Here is a 15,852-nt window from a genome sequence, read left to right as displayed (position 1 = left end):
AGGTGTGCTTGGCGCCGGCGGTCAGTCCCCCCAAGGGCAGGCCGCCGGGGGTGGGCCGGGTTCCGTTCGCGCCGGTCGCGCCGTGGGCGCCGGGGCCCGTGGTGCCCTGGGCGCAGCCGGAGGCGACGGCGGCAAGGGCGAGGACGGCGATGCCGGTCCTGACGCCCACGCGACGCATCCCCTTTTTGTCATTTTGTACGACTGATCCTGATCCCATGGCGCCGGATCCTCGCAGTCGCCGCCGCCCGACCCCGTCCGACACCGCCGCCGGAGGCGCGGCATCCACCGACTGGCCCACAATGACCCGGTGAACGACCTCGCCCCGCTCCTCACTCCCGAGGGCCGCGCCCTCCTCGACGCCGTGCGCGGCACCGCCCCCGCCGACGAACTGGCCGTCGCCACCCGGCTGCGCCGCGAACACCCCGCCGAACTGGTCTCGGCGGCGCTCGGGCAGGCCCGGCTGCGGCAGCGGGCGGTGGCGAAGTTCGGGGCGAAGGACGCGGAGCGGATGTTCTTCACGCCCCACGGGGTCGAGCAGTCGACCCGGGCGAGTGTCGCCGGCCACCGCGCCGAGCGGATGAAGGCGCTCGGTGTGACCTCGGTCGCCGACCTCTGCTGCGGGATCGGCGGCGACGCGATCGCGCTCGCGCGCGCGGGCATCCGGGTCCTCGCCGTGGACCGCGATCCGCTGACGGCGGCGGTGGCACGGACCAACGCCGAGGCACTGGGGCTCGCCGGCCTCATCGACGTACGGGAGGCGGACGTCACGGAGGTCGGCACGGACGGGTACGACGCCGTGTTCGTCGATCCGGCGCGGCGGGGCGGCCGGGGGCGCATCTTCGATCCTGAGGCCTACTCGCCGCCGCTCTCATGGGCGATCGAGGCGGCTCTGAAGGCTCCGCACGGGGCGCTGAAGGTCGCGCCCGGCATCCCGCACGACGTCGTTCCCGCCGGGGCCGAGGCCGAGTGGATCTCCGACGGCGGGGACGTGAAGGAGGCCGTGCTGTGGTTCGGCACCGAGCCGGGGGCCGTGCGCGCCACGCTCCTCCCCGGCCCGCGCACCCTGCTCGGCACCGGCCTGCCCGACCCTCGGGTCCGGCCGGTCGGGCGCTATCTGTACGAGCCGGACGGTGCCGTCATCCGGTCCCATCTGGTCGCCGAGGTCGCGCGGGACCTGGACGGCGGTCTCGTCGACGAGACCATCGCCTACATCACCGCGGACACGCTCCGGCCGACGCCGTACGCCACCGCCTACGAGATCACCGACCGGCTGCCCTTCAACGTCAAGAAGCTGAAGGCGCTGCTGCGGGAGCGTGAGGTGGGCATCCTGACCGTGAAGAAGCGCGGTTCGGCGGTGGAGCCGGAGGAACTGCGCAAGAAGGTCAAGCCGCAGGGGCCGCACTCGGCGACCGTGTTCCTCACCCGCGTCGCGGGGGCGCCGACGATGCTCGTCGGTCACCCGGCCTGAGCGGCCCGCCGCAGCATCAGTTCCCGTTCCCGTTCGTTGCCGGTCAGGCTCGCGGCCCGCTCGAACTCCGCGCGCGCCTCCGCCGTACGGCCCAGGCGCTGGAGCAGGTCGCCGCGGACGCCGGGAAGGAGGTGGTAGTCGCGCAGGGCCGGTTCGGCGGCGAGGGTGTCGACGATCCGCAGGGCGGGTTCCGGGCCGTCGGCCATGGACACGGCGACCGCTCGGTTGAGTTCGACGACCGGGGACGGGACGCGGGCCGCGAGAAGGCCGTAGAGGGCCGCGATGGCACGCCAGTCGGTCTCCTCGTAGGAGTACGCGTGCGCGTGGCAGGCGGCGATCGCGGCCTGGAGGACGTAGGGGCCCGGTGCGCCGGTGGCCGTGGCCTTCGCGCGGACCAGGGCGGCGATGCCTCGGGAGACCAGCATGCGGTTCCAGCGGCGGCGGTTCTGATCCTTCAGCAGGACGGGCGTGCCGTCGGGGGCGGTGCGCGCGGCCGTGCGGGAGGACTGGAACTCCAGCAGCGCGGCGAGGCCGTGCACCTCGGACTCCTTCGGCATCAGCGCGGCCAGCCGACGGGCCAGCCGCAAGGCGTCCTCGCACAGGCCGGGGCGCAGCCAGTCGTCGCCCGTGGTGGCCGCGTACCCCTCGTTGAAGATCAGGTAGATGACCTCCAGGACGGACCCGAGCCGGGCCTCGCGGTCGGGTCCGTAAGGCACCTCGAAGGCGACGTTCTTCCTGGCCAGGGCACGTTTGGCGCGGACGATACGCTGGGCGACCGTCGGCTCGGGGACCAGGTACGCGCGGGCGATCTCGGCCGTGGTGAGGCCGCCGAGCAGTCGCAGGGTGAGGGCGATGCGGGCCTCGGCGGACAGCACCGGGTGGCAGGAGGTGAAGACGAGGCGGAGCAGGTCGTCGTCGATGTCCTCGGGGTCGGAGGGCTCCGGCGCGGGCGTCGTCGTCTCCAGGTCCCGGCCGATCTCCGCCAGCTTGCGGGCGTACGTCTCCCGGCGGCGGACCAGGTCGACGGCGCGGTGCCTGGCCGCGGCGGTGAGCCAGGCGCCGGGGTTGTCGGGGACGCCCTCGCGGGGCCAGCGTTCCAGGGCGGCGACGAGGGCGTCCTGCGCCAGTTCCTCGGCGATGCCGACGTCCCGCACGACCCGGGCGACGGCGGCGACCACGCGGGGCGACTCCAGGCGGAAGACGGTTTCGATGGCGGCCGTGGCACTGCGGGGGCCGGCGGCGGGCTGTTGGTCCACAGCCCACCATCGAACACCCTGCTGGAGGCGCGGGGAAGGAACCACGGCCTTCCCCGGACGTCCTCGGCACGGAACCGGGCTCAGCCCTCCTCGATCTCCCGGACCTCCAGGGTCAGGGTCCAGTCGTCGCCGTGGACCTTCAGGAAGCGCTTGGCCCATTCGAGCGCCTCGGCCTTGTCCTTGCACTGCATGATCGCGTAACCGCCGACGACCTCCTTGGTCTCCGTGAAGGGGCCGTCGGTGAAGGAGACGTCGCCGCCCTTGAGGTGGACGCGGGTGCCCTGCGCGGTGGGCAGCAGGCCGGCCGTGTCGAGCATGACGCCGGCCTTGGTGATCTCCTCCAGCAGCTCGCCCATCCGCTGCATCAGTTCCGGGCTGGGGCCCTCGGCCGGCACGCTCGACTCGTCGATCCTCACGAGGGACAGGTAGCGGGGCATGGTGACTCCTCGGGTGGTGCGGGGCCGGGCTCCTCCCGGCCTCTCACCCATGCGTCGAACGGGGAACGGCCGGATCGACACGCTCGCCAGAAATTCTTCGGAATCCTTTCGGACGGCCTGCCCGCGGACCGGATCGGGCCCGCCGCGCGGCTCATGCCCGCCAGAGCGCCTCAGCCCTGCCGCAGCGGCTCAGGCCGGCCTCGGCAGCTCAGCCCTGCCGGAGCGACTCCCACAGGTCGCTCGCCTCGGGTTCGTCGGGGACGACCCGGTTGGGGTCCGAGGGGGCCGGCCGCACGGGCAGGGTGACCGTGGTGACGTTCGCCGCGGACAGGCCCTGGAGGCTCTGGCCGAGTTCCATCAGCTGGGCGAGGGAGTCGAGGCCGGTGTCGGTGGTGAGGCTGCCGGTGACCGCGTCGGCGACCCGGTAGAGCCGGGTGGGGCTGGTCAGCAGGTCGGTCGAGGAGATCTGCTCCAGCAGGGCCTTCACCAGGGTCTGCTGGAGGCCGATGCGGCCGAGGTCGCTGCCGTCGCCGATGCCGTGCCGGGTGCGGGCGAGGGCGAGGGCGCGCTCGCCGTCGAGGTGGTGGGTGCCGGCGGCGAGGCTCAGGTGGCTGTCCTCGTCCTCGATGTCCTCGGTGGTGGTGACGGTGACCCCGCCGAGCGCGTCCACGAGCTTCGCGAAGCCGGTGAAGTCGACCTCGACGAAGTGGTCCATGCGGACCTCCGTGAGCGACTCGACGGTCTTGACGGCGCAGACCGGGCCGCCCAGCGAGTACGCGCTGTTGAACATCGCCCCGTACGACACCTCGGTCGAGCCGCCGGAGGGGAGCGGGCAGGAGGGGCGGGTGACGAGGGTGTCGCGCGGGATGCTGACGACGGTGGCGCTGGTGCGGCCGGCGTCGATGTGCACGACCATCGCGGTGTCGGAGCGGGCGCCCGAGCTGTCGCCGCCGCCGAGTGCCTGGTTCTCCGCGCCGCTGCGTGAGTCCGAGCCGAGGACCAGGATGTTGACGGCCTCGGTGGGCAGCGGGGCGGCGGCTGCCGTACCGGACGGGGACGGGGTGGTGACCGCGCGGGGCGGACGGTTGTCGCCGAGCGCGCTGTCGACATCGACACCGCGGATGTTGCCGTTCAGCTGCCAGTAGGCCCAGCCCGCCGCCGCCACGCCCAGCACCAGGGTGCCGGCCAGGGTGAGGCCGACGGCCTTGAGCGTTCTGGACCGTCGGCCCCGCTGTCTCTCCCCGTGCCCGCTCACGCCGTGTCCCGTCACAGAAGGAACGTACGTCCGAATTATTAGCGGACTGTTAGGAACGGCGGGCTGAGCGGGATTTCTTCGGAAAATCTCACGATCGGGCTGTCACTCCAGGCCCTCCGGTCCCCCTCATCCCAGGGTCACCGTGGGCACCGGATTGCTGCCGCTCCACGAGCCGTTGAATCCGAAGGTCACCGAACCGCCGTCGGGAACCGTCCCGTTGTACGAGGCGTTGGAACAGGTGACGGCCGCCCCCGTCTGTGCGCAGGTCGCGTTCCAGGCCTGCGTGATCCGCTGCCCCGCACCGAAGTCCCAGCTCGCCTTCCACGACGACAGTGCCGCCCCCGAGCAGGCGATCCTCACCTGCCCGGTATAGCCGGTGTTCCACTGGCTGGTGACGCTGTAGGCCGCCGTGCAGGCACCCGTGGGCGGCTCGGTCGTGGTCCCGCCGAGCGCCTCGACGATCGCGCGGTACGCCGGTTTCGGCGCGTAGTTCTCGTCGTACGGTGTCGCCGCGCCCTGCCCCGGGAAGGTGTCCGGGATCCAGGAGTCCGAGTCGGTGAAGCCCCACACGGTGACGCCGGTGCACCGGGTCACCGCCAGGCAGGCGTTCATGACGGCCTTGTAGTCGGCGGCCTGCTGGGTGAGCTTGGCGCTGTCCGAGGGCAATTGCATCCGGATGTCCAGCTCGGTGATGGCCACATCCACGCCGAGGTCGGCGAAGCGCTGGATGTTCTGCTGGAAGGTGGACGGCACCTGACCGACGATCAGGTGGGCCTGGAGACCGACACCGTCGATCGGGACGCCTCGCTCCTTCAGCGACTTCACCAGGCTGTACAGGGCGGTGGACTTCGCGTTGACGCCCTCGACGTTGTAGTCGTTGATGTACAGCTTGGCGGCCGGGTCGGCGGCCCGTGCCCAGGTGAGGGCGCTGGCGATGTAGTCCGCGCCGAGGCCGTCGTACCAGAGGGTCGAGCGGTAGGTGCCGTCCTCGTTGAAGGGCTCGTTGACGACGTCCCAGGCGGCGACTCGGCCCTTGTAGCGCCCGACCTCGGTGTTGATGTGGTTCTGCATGAGCGCGCTGAGCTGGGCGGGCGTCCAACTGCCGTTGGCCAGCCAGTTGGGGTTCTGGCTGTGCCAGACCAGGGTGTGGCCGCGCACGTCCTGGTCGTGGGCCTCGGCGAAGTTCACGATCTGGTCGGCCTCGGCCCAGTTGAAGCTGCCCTGGCTGGGCTCGACCGAGGCCCATTTCATGGCGTTGCCCGGGGTGAGCCAGTTGAACTCGCGGCCGGCGAGGTCGCCGTAGGTGCCGGTGAGCTTGGATCCGGTGACCGCCGTGCCCATGACCTTGCCCTTGGCGGCGGCAAGGTCGCGCAGCGGGGTGTCGGCGGCGTGTGCGGGGCCGGCGCCGGCGGTGATCAACGCGCCGACGGCGGCGGCCCCGGCGAGCAGGGCGGCGAGCCGGGTGCGCACCGACGGACGGGAGGTCCTCAGGGACGGACGCGAGGTGGTCGTGGGAGGAGCTGACGGGCTGGAGGTTCTCATTGCGGGTGCCTCCGAAAGTTTCGGTCGTACAACCGATTGACTTCGGAGGAGTGTGGAGGCCTCCTCCCCACCCGTCAATACGTCAACTTCCGGCCAACGGCGGCGCTCCCGTGCTCGCCCGCACCACCAGGCTGGTCGCCAGCTCCACCCGGGTCGCCGCGGGGGCCTCGTCGGCCCGCCCCAGTTCCAGCACCAGCCTGGCCGCCGCCTCGGCCATCTCGGTCAGCGGCTGCCGCACGGTCGTCAGGGGCGGGCCGACCCAGCGGGCCACCGGCAGATCGTCGAAGCCGACCACACTGACGTCCTCGGGGATGCGCAGCCCCAGCTCGCGGGCGGCCTCGTACAGGCCGAGCGCCTGGAGGTCGTTGCCCGCGAAGACGGCCGTGGGCCGGTCGGGGCGGGCGAGGAGTTCGCGGCCGAGCCGGTAGCCGGTCTCGTGGTGGAAGTCGCCGGTCTTGACCATCTCGGGGTCGACCGGCAGCCCGGCCGTCTCCAGGGCCGCGCGGTAGCCGTCGACCCGGGCCCGGCTGCACATCATCTGCGGGGGCCCGCTGATCGCCCCGATCCGCCGGTGGCCCAGTTCGACCAGGTGCCGGGTGGCGGCGAGGCCGCCCTGCCAGTTGGTGGCGCCGATGGAGGGCACGTCGGCGCCCGGGTCGCCCGCCGGGTCCATCACGACGAACGGGATGGAGCGGCTGGTCAGCAGGGCCCGCTGGGACTCGTCGAGCCCGGACAGCACGAGCACCACGCCGTGCGGGCGGCGGGCGGCGACCTGGTCGGCCCAGGACCGTCCGGGGGTGAGCCGCCCGGCGCTCTCGCTGAGCACCACGCTCAGCCCGGCGTCCCGCGCGACGTTCTCCACGCCCCGGATGACCTCCATCGCCCAGGCGCTCTCCAGTTCGTGGAAGACCAGGTCGATCAGGGGCGAACGGGTGGCCTCGGCCCGGCGGCGCCGGTAGCCGTGGGCCCGCAGCAGCCCTTCGACGCGGGTCCGGGTGGCGGGGGCGACGTCGGCGCGGCCGTTGAGGACCTTCGAAACAGTCGGCGCCGAGACGCCGGCCTCGCGCGCGATCTCCGCAAGGGTGGCCGTCTGTGCCGCCGGTCGCCGTGGCGGCCGGTCTTCCGTCCGCGTCTCAGCGGGCTCCGAGGGTGTCATGGCGGCGATCGTATCCCCGCACTCCCTCTTGACGAACCCATGGGGACGCCATAGGTTCCCGGAACATTCGAAGTTAAGCTCGAAACATTCGTTCGGTTGGATTCCAGCTCTGGTGGCTCACCGACCTCTGACAGGAGTTTCATGACCACCGCCCCCTGGCGTGACCCCGCCCTGCCCGCCGTCGCCCGCGTCGACGACCTCCTCTCCCGGATGACCCTCGAGGAGAAGACCGCCCAGCTGTACGGCGTGTGGGTCGGCGCCGACACCGGCGGCGACGGAGTCGCCCCGCACCAGCACGACATGACCACCGACTACGACTGGGACGAGCTGATCACGCGGGGCCTCGGCCAGCTGACCCGCTCCTTCGGCACGGCCCCCGTGGACCCGGCGCTCGGCGCCCGCGCCCTGGCCCGCGCCCAGCGCCGGATCGCCGCCGCGGGCCGCTTCGGCATCCCCGCGGTGGCGCACGAGGAGTGCCTGGCCGGTTTCACCGCCTGGCGCGCCACCGCCTACCCGGTCCCGCTCGCCTGGGGTGCCGCCTTCGACCCGCCGCTGGTCGAGGAGATGGCCCGGCGCATCGGCCAGGACCTGCGCTCGGTCGGCGTCCACCAGGGCCTCGCGCCCGTCCTGGACGTCGTACGCGATCCGCGCTGGGGCCGGGTCGAGGAGACCATCGGAGAGGACCCGTACCTGGTCGGCACGGTCGGCGCGGCCTATGTGCGCGGCCTGGAGTCGGCGGGGATCGTCGCCACCCTCAAGCACTTCGCCGGGTACGCCTCCTCGGTAGGCGCGCGCAACCTGGCCCCCGTGCGGGCGGGCACCCGCGAGTTCGCGGACGTGACGCTGCCGCCGTTCGAGATGGCGCTGCGCGAGGGCGGCGCCCGCTCGGTCATGGCCGCCTACACCGAACGCGACGGCGTCCCGGCCTCCGCCGACCCCGAGCTGCTCACCCAGCTCCTGCGCGAGGACTGGGGCTTCACCGGCACGGTCGTCGCCGACTACTTCGGCATCGGCTTCCTCCAGACCCTGCACCGGGTCGCGGGCACCCCCGCCCACGCCGCCCATCTGGCGCTGGAGGCCGGCATCGATGTCGAGCTGCCGACCGTGAAGTACTACGGCGACGCGCTGAACGCGGCCGTACGCGCGGGCGAGGTCCCCGAGGCCCTGATCGACCGGGCCGCCCGCCGGGTGCTGCTCCAGAAGTGCGAGCTGGGCCTCCTGGACGAGGACTGGCAGCCGGAGACCCCGGAGACGGTCGACCTCGACTCGGCGGCGAACCGCGCGGTGGCCCGCCGGCTCGCCGAGGAGTCGGTGGTCCTGCTGGACAACCCCGACGGGCTGCTCCCCCTGTCCCCCGACACCCGGATCGCGGTCGTCGGCCCGAGGGCGGCGGACGCCCTGGCGATGCTCGGCTGCTACTCCTTCCCCTCCCACGTCCTGACCCACCACCCCGACGCCGAGCTGGGCATCGAGATCCCGACGCTGCTGGAGTCGCTGCGCGCCGAACTCCCCGACGCCAAGGTCACGTTCGCCGAGGGCTGCCCGGTCTCCGACCCGGACGTCACGGGCATCGAGGAGGCCGTCGCGCGGGCCGCGGAGGCCGACGTGTGCGTGGCCGTCCTGGGCGACCGGGCGGGCCTGTTCGGCCGGGGCACGTCGGGCGAGGGCTGCGACGTGGCGGACCTGCGACTGCCCGGCGTACAGGGCGCGTTGCTGGACGCGCTGGTGGCGACGGGCGTCCCGGTGGTCCTGGTCCTGCTCACCGGCCGCCCCTACGCGCTCGGCCGCTGGCACGGCCGCCTGGGCGCCGTCGTCCAGGCCTTCTTCCCCGGCGAGGAGGGCGGTCCGGCGGTCGCGGGAGTGCTGTCGGGCCGCGTCAACCCCTCAGGCCGGCTGCCCGTGAGCGTGCCCCAGGTGACGGGCGGCCAGCCGTGGACCTACCTCCAGCCGCCGCTGGGCCTGGCCGGAGAGGTCAGCAACCTGGACCCGACCCCGCTGTACCCGTTCGGACACGGCCGCTCGTACACGACGTTCACCTGGGAGGACGTCGACGGACCGGAGACCGGCCTCGGCACGGACGGCTCGTACGACCTCTCGCTGACCGTCCGCAACACCGGCGACCGGGCGGGCGCCGAGGTCGTCCAGCTCTACCTGCACGACCCGGTGGCCGACGTGACCCGCCCCGACGTACGGCTGATCGGCTACCAGCGGCTGGAGCTGCCCGCGGGCGGATCGGCCCGCGTCACCTTCCACTTCCACACCGACCTGTCGGCCTTCACCGACCGCGGCGGGCGGCGCGTGGTGGAACCCGGCGACCTGGAACTGCGGCTCGGCACATCCAGCGCGGACGTACGGCACACGGCGCGGCTCAGTCTCACGGGGCCGGTGCGGGTGCTGGGGCCGGACCGGCGGATGCGCTGCGAGACCAGGGTGGCGACGGCGGAGTAGCGGTCCGGGTCACTCCCCGTCCACGGCCTCGAACCGCCACCGGTGCACCGCGCGCGTGGCCAGGTCGCCGTCGGGCTCCGGCAGTTCGGGGAGGTCCGCGTCGAAGTCCGCGTCCCACCAGGTGATGACGAGGACCCGGTCCTGCGGGGCGCGGAAGGTCTCGCGGCGCACGGGAGGGCGCGGGAGCCGCTGTTCCCGCGCCCACGCCAGCAGTTCCCCGCCCCGGCCGTCCGCCGCGCGGGCCTCCCACATCAGCGCGACCGTCATGAGTACAGGTTCTCCTTGCCGGCCTCGTGGACATGGTCGTGATCGTGCGCGCGGCCCGGGACGTGCGGGTCGGTCACCGGCAGGGACGAGTCCGCCGACAGGTCCCAGTCGGAGGCGGACCGGCCCCGCGCCACCATCTCCGCGCCGAGCGCCGCGACCATCGCGCCGTTGTCCGTGCACAGCTTGGGCCGGGGCACGCGCAGCCGGATACCGGCGGCCTCGCAGCGCTCCTGGGCCAGGACGCGCAGCCGGGAGTTGGCCGCGACGCCGCCGCCGATCATCAGATGGTCGACGCCCTCGTCACGGCAGGCGCGGACGGCCTTGCGGGTCAGCACGTCCACCACCGCCTCCTGGAAGGAGGCCGCCACGTCCCGCACCGGCACCTCCTCGCCCGCGGCCCGCTTGGCCTCGATCCAGCGGGCGACCGCCGTCTTGAGACCGGAGAAGGAGAAGTCGTACGCCGGATCGCGCGGGCCGGTCAGGCCGCGCGGGAAGGCGATCGCGGACGGGTCGCCCTCGCGCGCGTAGCGGTCGATGACCGGGCCGCCGGGGAAGCCCAGGTTCAGCACGCGGGCGATCTTGTCGAAGGCCTCGCCGGCCGCGTCGTCGATCGTCGCGCCCATCGGACGGACGTCGGAGGTGATGTCCGAGGAGAGCAGCAGGGAGGAGTGTCCGCCGCTCACCAGCAGGGCCATCGTCGGTTCGGGCAGCGGGCCGTGCTCCAACTGGTCGACGCAGATGTGCGAGGCCAGGTGGTTCACGCCGTACAGCGGCTTGCCGAGGGCATACGCGTACGTCTTCGCCGCCGACACGCCGACGAGCAGCGCGCCCGCCAGACCGGGGCCCGCCGTCACGGCGATGCCGTCGAGGTCCTTCGCGCTGACGCCCGCCTCCTTCAGCGCGCGTTCGATGGTCGGGACCATCGCCTCCAGGTGTGCCCGGCTCGCCACCTCCGGCACGACCCCGCCGAAGCGGGCGTGCTCGTCGACGCTGGAGGCGACGGCGTCGGCCAGGAGCGTGGTGCCGCGGACGATGCCGACGCCGGTCTCGTCGCAGGAGGTCTCGATGCCGAGGACGAGCGGTTCGTCAGTCATTGATCCCGGTTCCTTGTACTGATGTCGATTCCGTGCCGGTGCCGCTGTCGGATGCCGTGGTCAGGCGCATCACGAGGGCGTCCACGTTCCCCGGCTGGTAGTAGCCGCGCCGGAAGCCGATGGGCTGGAAGCCGAAGCGCTCGTACAGCTTCTGCGCGCGGACGTTGTCGACGCGGCACTCCAGCAGGACCTCGGCGCACTCGAAAGCGGTCGCGGCCCGCAGCAGCTCGGTCAGCAGCCGGCCGCCCAGTCCGGTGCCCCAGTGGTCGGCGGCCACGGCGATGGTCTGGACGTCGGCGAGGTCTCCGGAGGAGGCGAGGCCCGCGTAGCCGACGACGCGGTCGCCGGTCTCGGCCACCACGTACCGGCGGGTCGCCTCGGGGCCGCGGGAGTGGGCCAGCTCGGACCAGAACATGCCGCGGGACCAGGCGTCCTCGGGGAAGAGGGCCTTCTCCAGTTCATGGACGGGTTCGATGTCCCACCAGCGCATCTCGCGCAGCGCGGGGATGACGGTCTCGGTCACTTGGGGGTGACCACCTTGTAGTTCTTGGGGACCTGGGCGTCGGGCCTGCGCAGGTAGAGCGGGCGGGGCTCCAGCAGCTCCTCGCCCGCGGCCAGCCTCTCGGCGGCCAGCGAGGCGAGGGCGGCGGCGGACACGTGCTCCGGCTCGTGCGCCGCGGGGAAGGTGCCGGGGTAGAGCAGCGCGCCGGCGCCGACCGCGGGAAGCCCCGCCACCTGCTCGGCGATGTCGGCCGGCCGGTCGACGGCGGGCTCGGTGACACGGGTGCGGGAGTCGGCGTAGCGCGCCCAGTAGACCTCTTTGCGGCGGGCGTCGGTCGCCACGACGAAGGGGCCTTCGAGGTCGGTGGCGTAGGCGAGGCCGTCGAGCGTGCACAGGCCGTGCACGGGGACGCCGAGCGCGAGCCCGAAGGTGTCGGCGGTCATCAGGCCGACGCGCAGCCCGGTGTAGGGGCCGGGGCCGACGCCGACGACGATCCCGGTGACGGCGTCGAGCCGCTGCCCCGCCGCGGCGAGGAGACGGTCGACGGCCGGCAGCAGCAGTTCACCGTGCCGGCGGGCATCCACCTGGCCGGCCGAGGCGAGGACGTCCGTGCCGTCGTGCAGGGCGACGGTGACGGCGGGGGTGGCGGTATCCAGAGCGAGCAAGAGCACGCAAACAGCCTACGGCTCCGCGGGCCCTGGGCACGGCCGCCCGGGTAAGGGGCCCACCGGCTGCTAACGTCGCCGCGAGGCCCGGACGTACGACGAAGAGGTGGTCGCGGTGGCAGGCAGCAGCTCGACTTTCGTGGCCGCGCTCACCGCGGCGGCCTTCGCGACCGTCGGGTTCCTCGCCTTCCAGGCCTCGGCGAACGTGCCCGCCGACCTCACCGAGCCGCAGGCGAGTGCCTCCTCCACGACGACGAGGGCACCGCGCGACACCAGGAACCCCACCGCCCTGCCGGCCCGGTCCGGCACCGGCGCGCGGGTCGTGTACTCGGTGGACGACGACCGGGTCTGGCTGGTGACCGAGGACGGCAGGTCCACGCACACCTTCCAGGTCACGCCCGGCAGCGTCGACCCGCTCCCCGGCACCTACGCCGTCACCTCCCGCTCCGGCGCGGTCACCGGCACCGACGGCACCCCCATCGAGCACGTGGTGCGCTTCACCAACGTCAAGGGCGTCTCGATCGGCTTCAGCGCGGCCGTCGACGGCTCGGCACCCGTCGTCGACCCGATCAGGAAGACGGGCGGCATCCGCGCCTCGCGGGCGGACGCGAACGCGCTCTGGAAGTTCGCGACGATCGGGCAGCGGGTCGTCGTGATCCGCTAGCGGATCGCGATCGGACTGCGGGTCGCCACGATCAGCAGCGGATCAGGCGGCTTCCCGGTGCCGGGTGTGCCGCTTGTCGACGGCCGCCGTCGCCGGGTCCGGCTCGCGCGGCGGGCGGGAGACGGCCTCCGCGGCGGCACAGGACGCCAGCAGGTCGCGCATGGACACCCCGGCGAGGGCGGAGGGCCGCGGGGCCTTGGGCTCGGTAGCCGGCATGGACGCCTCCTGAGGGCCGGGGCGGACCTAGTTAGGTAGACCTAACCAAGGGCGGGATACCATGTGACCACGCCCAGGACACCGAACGCAACATCTTGCCGACGTCTTGTCGGAACGTTCACGCGCGGCACGGTCCCGCGGCCCTCTCAGGCCGCCTACCTCGCAGGCCGCCACCGGCACGGTCCCTCCACCGGCACGCCCGGTCCACCTCAGCCCGCCAGCGCGCCCAGATCCGCCGAGGCCCAGCGCTCGCCCAGACCGGTGACCGTCACCTGCCGGACCTCGTCCGTCGTGTCGCCCACGGCCCGGTGGATGCGCACCTGGAGCCGCTCCTCGGCCAGTTCCTCGACCTTGCCCTCGCCCCACTCCACGACGATCACGGACTCGGGCAGGGACACGTCGAGATCCAGGTCCTCCATCTCGTCGAGCCCGCCGCCCAGGCGGTACGCGTCGACATGGACGAGCGGCGGCCCCTCCCCGAGGGACGGGTGGACGCGGGCGATGACGAACGTCGGTGAGGTGACCGCGCCCCGCACGCCGAGCCCCTCGCCGAGCCCGCGCGTCAGCGTCGTCTTGCCCGCGCCCAGCTCCCCGCTGAGCATCACGAGATCACCGGCGCGCACCAGTGCGGCCAGGCGTCTGCCCAGGTCCCGCATCTGCTCGGGGGAGGTGACGGTCAGCTCGGTCTCAGCCTTGCGCGCTGCTGCTGGTGCTTCCATAGCCACCCACGGTAACGCCTGCCGGTACGGCGCCCGCGCGGGTGAGCAGGTCGGCGAGCCGGTCGGTGACGACCTCCGGATGCTCCAGCATCACGAGGTGCCCGGCGTCGGGGACGAGGACCAGTTCGGCGTCCGGCAGCAGGTCGGCGATGGCCTCGCTGTGCTCGCTGGGCGTCACCAGGTCCCCGATGCCGGCCAGCACCAGCACCGGCATGTCCGTGAAGTGGGCGAGCGCCTCGGTCTTGTCGTGATCGGTGAAGGCCGGGTAGAACTCCGCGACCACGTCGATGGGCGTGCCCTCGAGCATCCGTTCGGCGAACCGGGCGACGGCCGGATCCACGTCCCGCGACGCGAACGAGTACCGCTTGATGATCCCCGCGAACAGATCGGCGGTGACCCGCCGCCCCTTCTCCACCAGCGCGGCCTGCTGCCCCATCGCCTTGAGCACGCCCGGCAGCACCCGCCGCACGGCGTTCACCCCGGCGACCGGCAGCCCGAAGTTCACCTCGCCGAGCCGCCCGGACGACGTACCGACGAAGGCGGCGGCGACGACCCGCTCAGCGATCAGCTCGGGGAACTGCGCGGCCAGCGCCATGACGGTCATCCCGCCCATGGAGTGCCCGACGAGCACGATCGGCCCCTCCGGCACGGCCGCGTCGATGACGGCCTTCAGGTCGCGCCCCAGCTGGTCTATGGTCAGCGGCTCGCCGTCCCGCAGCTGGGCCGCGCCGCGCGCGGACCGGCCGTGGCTGCGCTGGTCCCAGTGCACGGTCCGTACGACGCCCCGCAGGGCCGCCCGCTGGAAGTGCCAGGAGTCCTGGGTGAGGCAGTAGCCGTGGCTGAAGACGACGGTGACGGGGAGCGGCGACTTGCGGCCGAACAGGCGGCGCCGGCGGTTCGGCGGACCGCCCTGCGGCTCGACGTCGTCGACCTCGTAGTACAGCTCGGTGCCGTCGTCGGCGTACGCCTTGCCGGGGGTGCCGCGCAGCGCGCCGTACGGGCCCGTCGAGTCCAGGGCGAGACGGGCCTTCGCCCGCATGCCCCGCCCCACGGTCATCCGCTCCAGGGCGACTCCGGCGGCGGCGCCCGCGGCGATCACACCTATCGCGGCGCCCGCGATGCCCGTCGCCCGCCGCCAGCCGGCCCCCGTGGCGGAGGCGGCGTCGACGACCGCCGAGGCGGCACTCGCCACTGCCTCCGCGCTGCTCTCGCTCACGTACCGCTCCTCTTCACCGGGTGTCACCGGTTGTCGCCGTATGCGGGGTGACCCGCGCGCGGGTACCCGTCTGGTTCCTCGTTCGGACGAACCGCATGCACGCGAATCGCCTGCACCTGAATGGGCGTGGAAGCCCTTCAGGGCCTGGTCTCGTCCGCCTCGTCGACATAGACGCGCGGGACGCGCGATCCGATGCGCGTGACGATCTCGTAGGCGATGGTGCCCGCGGCCTGCGCCCAGTCCTCGGCGGTGGGTTCGCCGCGGTCGCCGGGGCCGAAGAGGACGGCCTCCTCGCCGGGTCCCGGTTCGTCGCCACCGAGGTCGACGACGAACTGGTCCATCGCGATCCGCCCGGCGACCGTACGCCACTTGCCGCCGATGAGGACGGGACCGGTGCCGGAGGCGTGCCGGGGGACGCCGTCGGCGTAGCCGAGGGGGACCAGGCCGAGGGTCGTCACGCCGGGGGTCGTGTAGTGGTGGCCGTAGCTGACGCCGTGGCCGCCCGGGACCTGCTTCACCAGGGCCAGCGAGGCCGCCAGCCTCATCACCGGGCGCAGCCCCAGGTCGGCGGAGGAGCCCAGCTCGGGGCTCGGCGAGACGCCGTACATGGCGATGCCCGGCCGGATCAGGTCGAAGTGGGTCTCGGGGAGGGTGAGCGCGGCCGGCGAGTTGGCGATGTGCCGCACCTCGGGCCGTACGCCCCGCTCCTCGGCGTACGCCAGCATCTCGCGGAAGCGGGTGAGCTGGGCGGCGACGGAGGGGTGGCCCGGCTCGTCGGCGCAGGCGAAGTGGGACCACAGGCCGGTGATCCGGACGAGGCCGTCACGCTCGGCGCGCAGCGCCTCGGCGACCAGGTCGGGCCAGTCGGCGGGCTGGCAGCCGTTGCGCCCGAGGCCCGTGTCGGCCTTGAGCTGCACGCGGGCGGCCCGCCCGCGTGCAGCTCAAGG

The 15,852-nt window shown here is 73.2% G+C and carries 15 protein-coding genes and 1 pseudogene; 3 read left to right on the top strand and 13 right to left on the bottom strand.

What is annotated here, in order from left to right:
• Nucleotides 1-307: 307 nt before the first annotated feature.
• The gene (locus tag BZL64_RS14860; RefSeq protein WP_086769660.1) at nucleotides 308-1,468 is read left to right on the top strand and encodes a THUMP-like domain-containing protein; all 1,161 of its coding nucleotides are present in this window, start codon (nucleotides 308-310) and stop codon (nucleotides 1,466-1,468) included.
• Here BZL64_RS14860 and BZL64_RS14855 read toward each other — a convergent pair.
• The 5 genes from BZL64_RS14855 to BZL64_RS14835 form a co-directional block, all read right to left on the bottom strand.
• On the bottom strand, nucleotides 1,456-2,724 hold the full coding sequence (locus BZL64_RS14855) for an RNA polymerase sigma factor (RefSeq protein WP_086769659.1): 1,269 nt from the start codon (nucleotides 2,722-2,724) through the stop codon (nucleotides 1,456-1,458). The genes BZL64_RS14860 and BZL64_RS14855 overlap by 13 nt on opposite strands.
• A gap of 80 nt (nucleotides 2,725-2,804) precedes the next feature.
• Nucleotides 2,805-3,161, bottom strand: a complete 357-nt coding sequence (locus BZL64_RS14850; protein ID WP_086769658.1) for a YciI family protein — start codon at nucleotides 3,159-3,161, stop codon at nucleotides 2,805-2,807.
• Between the two features lie 208 nt (nucleotides 3,162-3,369).
• Complete coding sequence (locus BZL64_RS14845; protein WP_244205341.1) at nucleotides 3,370-4,431, bottom strand: LCP family protein; 1,062 nt, start codon at nucleotides 4,429-4,431, stop codon at nucleotides 3,370-3,372.
• Nucleotides 4,432-4,542: 111 nt separating this feature from the next.
• Complete coding sequence (locus BZL64_RS14840; RefSeq protein WP_425276046.1) at nucleotides 4,543-5,790, bottom strand: glycoside hydrolase family 10 protein; 1,248 nt, start codon at nucleotides 5,788-5,790, stop codon at nucleotides 4,543-4,545.
• A gap of 250 nt (nucleotides 5,791-6,040) precedes the next feature.
• On the bottom strand, nucleotides 6,041-7,114 hold the full coding sequence (locus BZL64_RS14835) for a LacI family DNA-binding transcriptional regulator (protein ID WP_086769655.1): 1,074 nt from the start codon (nucleotides 7,112-7,114) through the stop codon (nucleotides 6,041-6,043).
• A gap of 141 nt (nucleotides 7,115-7,255) precedes the next feature.
• Here BZL64_RS14835 and BZL64_RS14830 point away from each other — a divergent pair, with 141 nt between their 5' ends.
• A complete protein-coding gene (locus BZL64_RS14830) occupies nucleotides 7,256-9,562 on the top strand; it encodes a beta-xylosidase/alpha-l-arabinosidase (protein WP_086769654.1) in 2,307 nt (768 codons plus the stop codon).
• 9 nt (nucleotides 9,563-9,571) lie between these two features.
• Here the strand turns inward: BZL64_RS14830 and BZL64_RS14825 are convergent, their stop codons facing one another.
• The 4 genes from BZL64_RS14825 to tsaB are packed head-to-tail and all read right to left on the bottom strand — an operon-like array spanning nucleotide 9,572 to nucleotide 12,096.
• A complete protein-coding gene (locus BZL64_RS14825; protein ID WP_086769653.1) occupies nucleotides 9,572-9,829 on the bottom strand; it encodes a hypothetical protein in 258 nt (85 codons plus the stop codon).
• Nucleotides 9,826-10,923 (bottom strand): tRNA (adenosine(37)-N6)-threonylcarbamoyltransferase complex transferase subunit TsaD, encoded by a 1,098-nt coding sequence (tsaD, locus tag BZL64_RS14820; protein ID WP_086769652.1) that lies wholly within the window; start codon nucleotides 10,921-10,923, stop codon nucleotides 9,826-9,828. Before tsaD ends, BZL64_RS14825 begins: the two co-directional genes overlap by 4 nt.
• Entirely contained in the window at nucleotides 10,916-11,413 is a 498-nt protein-coding gene (gene rimI, locus BZL64_RS14815; RefSeq protein ID WP_086769662.1) for a ribosomal protein S18-alanine N-acetyltransferase, read from the bottom strand. The genes tsaD and rimI overlap by 8 nt, the downstream gene beginning before the upstream one ends.
• Nucleotides 11,414-11,442: 29 nt before the next feature.
• The gene (gene tsaB, locus BZL64_RS14810) at nucleotides 11,443-12,096 is read right to left on the bottom strand and encodes a tRNA (adenosine(37)-N6)-threonylcarbamoyltransferase complex dimerization subunit type 1 TsaB (protein WP_086769651.1); all 654 of its coding nucleotides are present in this window, start codon (nucleotides 12,094-12,096) and stop codon (nucleotides 11,443-11,445) included.
• 109 nt (nucleotides 12,097-12,205) lie between these two features.
• Here tsaB and BZL64_RS14805 point away from each other — a divergent pair, with 109 nt between their 5' ends.
• Nucleotides 12,206-12,754 carry a hypothetical protein gene (locus BZL64_RS14805; RefSeq protein ID WP_208639443.1) on the top strand — a complete coding sequence of 183 codons (549 nt, stop codon included), beginning with the start codon at nucleotides 12,206-12,208 and terminating at the stop codon, nucleotides 12,752-12,754.
• A gap of 42 nt (nucleotides 12,755-12,796) precedes the next feature.
• On the opposite strand, the gene BZL64_RS40230 is transcribed toward BZL64_RS14805, so the two are convergent.
• The 4 genes and pseudogenes from BZL64_RS40230 to alr form a co-directional block, all read right to left on the bottom strand.
• A complete protein-coding gene (locus BZL64_RS40230; protein WP_167396146.1) occupies nucleotides 12,797-12,970 on the bottom strand; it encodes a hypothetical protein in 174 nt (57 codons plus the stop codon).
• A gap of 209 nt (nucleotides 12,971-13,179) precedes the next feature.
• Nucleotides 13,180-13,689, bottom strand: a complete 510-nt coding sequence (gene tsaE, locus BZL64_RS14800; RefSeq protein ID WP_086769650.1) for a tRNA (adenosine(37)-N6)-threonylcarbamoyltransferase complex ATPase subunit type 1 TsaE — start codon at nucleotides 13,687-13,689, stop codon at nucleotides 13,180-13,182.
• The gene (locus tag BZL64_RS14795) at nucleotides 13,658-14,905 is read right to left on the bottom strand and encodes an alpha/beta fold hydrolase (protein WP_086769649.1); all 1,248 of its coding nucleotides are present in this window, start codon (nucleotides 14,903-14,905) and stop codon (nucleotides 13,658-13,660) included. Before BZL64_RS14795 ends, tsaE begins: the two co-directional genes overlap by 32 nt.
• A 137-nt stretch (nucleotides 14,906-15,042) precedes the next feature.
• A pseudogene (gene alr, locus BZL64_RS14790) lies at nucleotides 15,043-15,843 on the bottom strand (alanine racemase); the annotation flags it as partial.
• Between the last annotated feature and the right edge of the window lie 9 nt (nucleotides 15,844-15,852).

This window comes from Streptomyces bobili, assembly GCF_002154575.1.
Lineage (GTDB): Bacteria > Actinomycetota > Actinomycetes > Streptomycetales > Streptomycetaceae > Streptomyces > Streptomyces bobili.
Note: the sequence above shows the minus strand (reverse complement) of the source record. Positions and strands in the feature narration are given on the sequence as shown.

Excerpts from the sequence above, each read along its gene's own strand:
- BZL64_RS14835 (WP_086769655.1), bottom strand. The coding sequence starts at position 7,114 with ATGACACCCTCGGAGCCCGCTGAGACGCGGACGGAAGACCGGCCGCCA.
- tsaD (WP_086769652.1), bottom strand. The coding sequence starts at position 10,923 with ATGACTGACGAACCGCTCGTCCTCGGCATCGAGACCTCCTGCGACGAG.
- BZL64_RS14850 (WP_086769658.1), bottom strand. The coding sequence starts at position 3,161 with ATGCCCCGCTACCTGTCCCTCGTGAGGATCGACGAGTCGAGCGTGCCG.
- tsaE (WP_086769650.1), bottom strand. The coding sequence starts at position 13,689 with ATGGAAGCACCAGCAGCAGCGCGCAAGGCTGAGACCGAGCTGACCGTC.
- BZL64_RS14825 (WP_086769653.1), bottom strand. The coding sequence starts at position 9,829 with ATGACGGTCGCGCTGATGTGGGAGGCCCGCGCGGCGGACGGCCGGGGC.
- BZL64_RS14830 (WP_086769654.1), top strand. The coding sequence starts at position 7,256 with ATGACCACCGCCCCCTGGCGTGACCCCGCCCTGCCCGCCGTCGCCCGC.
- rimI (WP_086769662.1), bottom strand. The coding sequence starts at position 11,413 with ATGCGCTGGTGGGACATCGAACCCGTCCATGAACTGGAGAAGGCCCTC.
- BZL64_RS40230 (WP_167396146.1), bottom strand. The coding sequence starts at position 12,970 with ATGCCGGCTACCGAGCCCAAGGCCCCGCGGCCCTCCGCCCTCGCCGGG.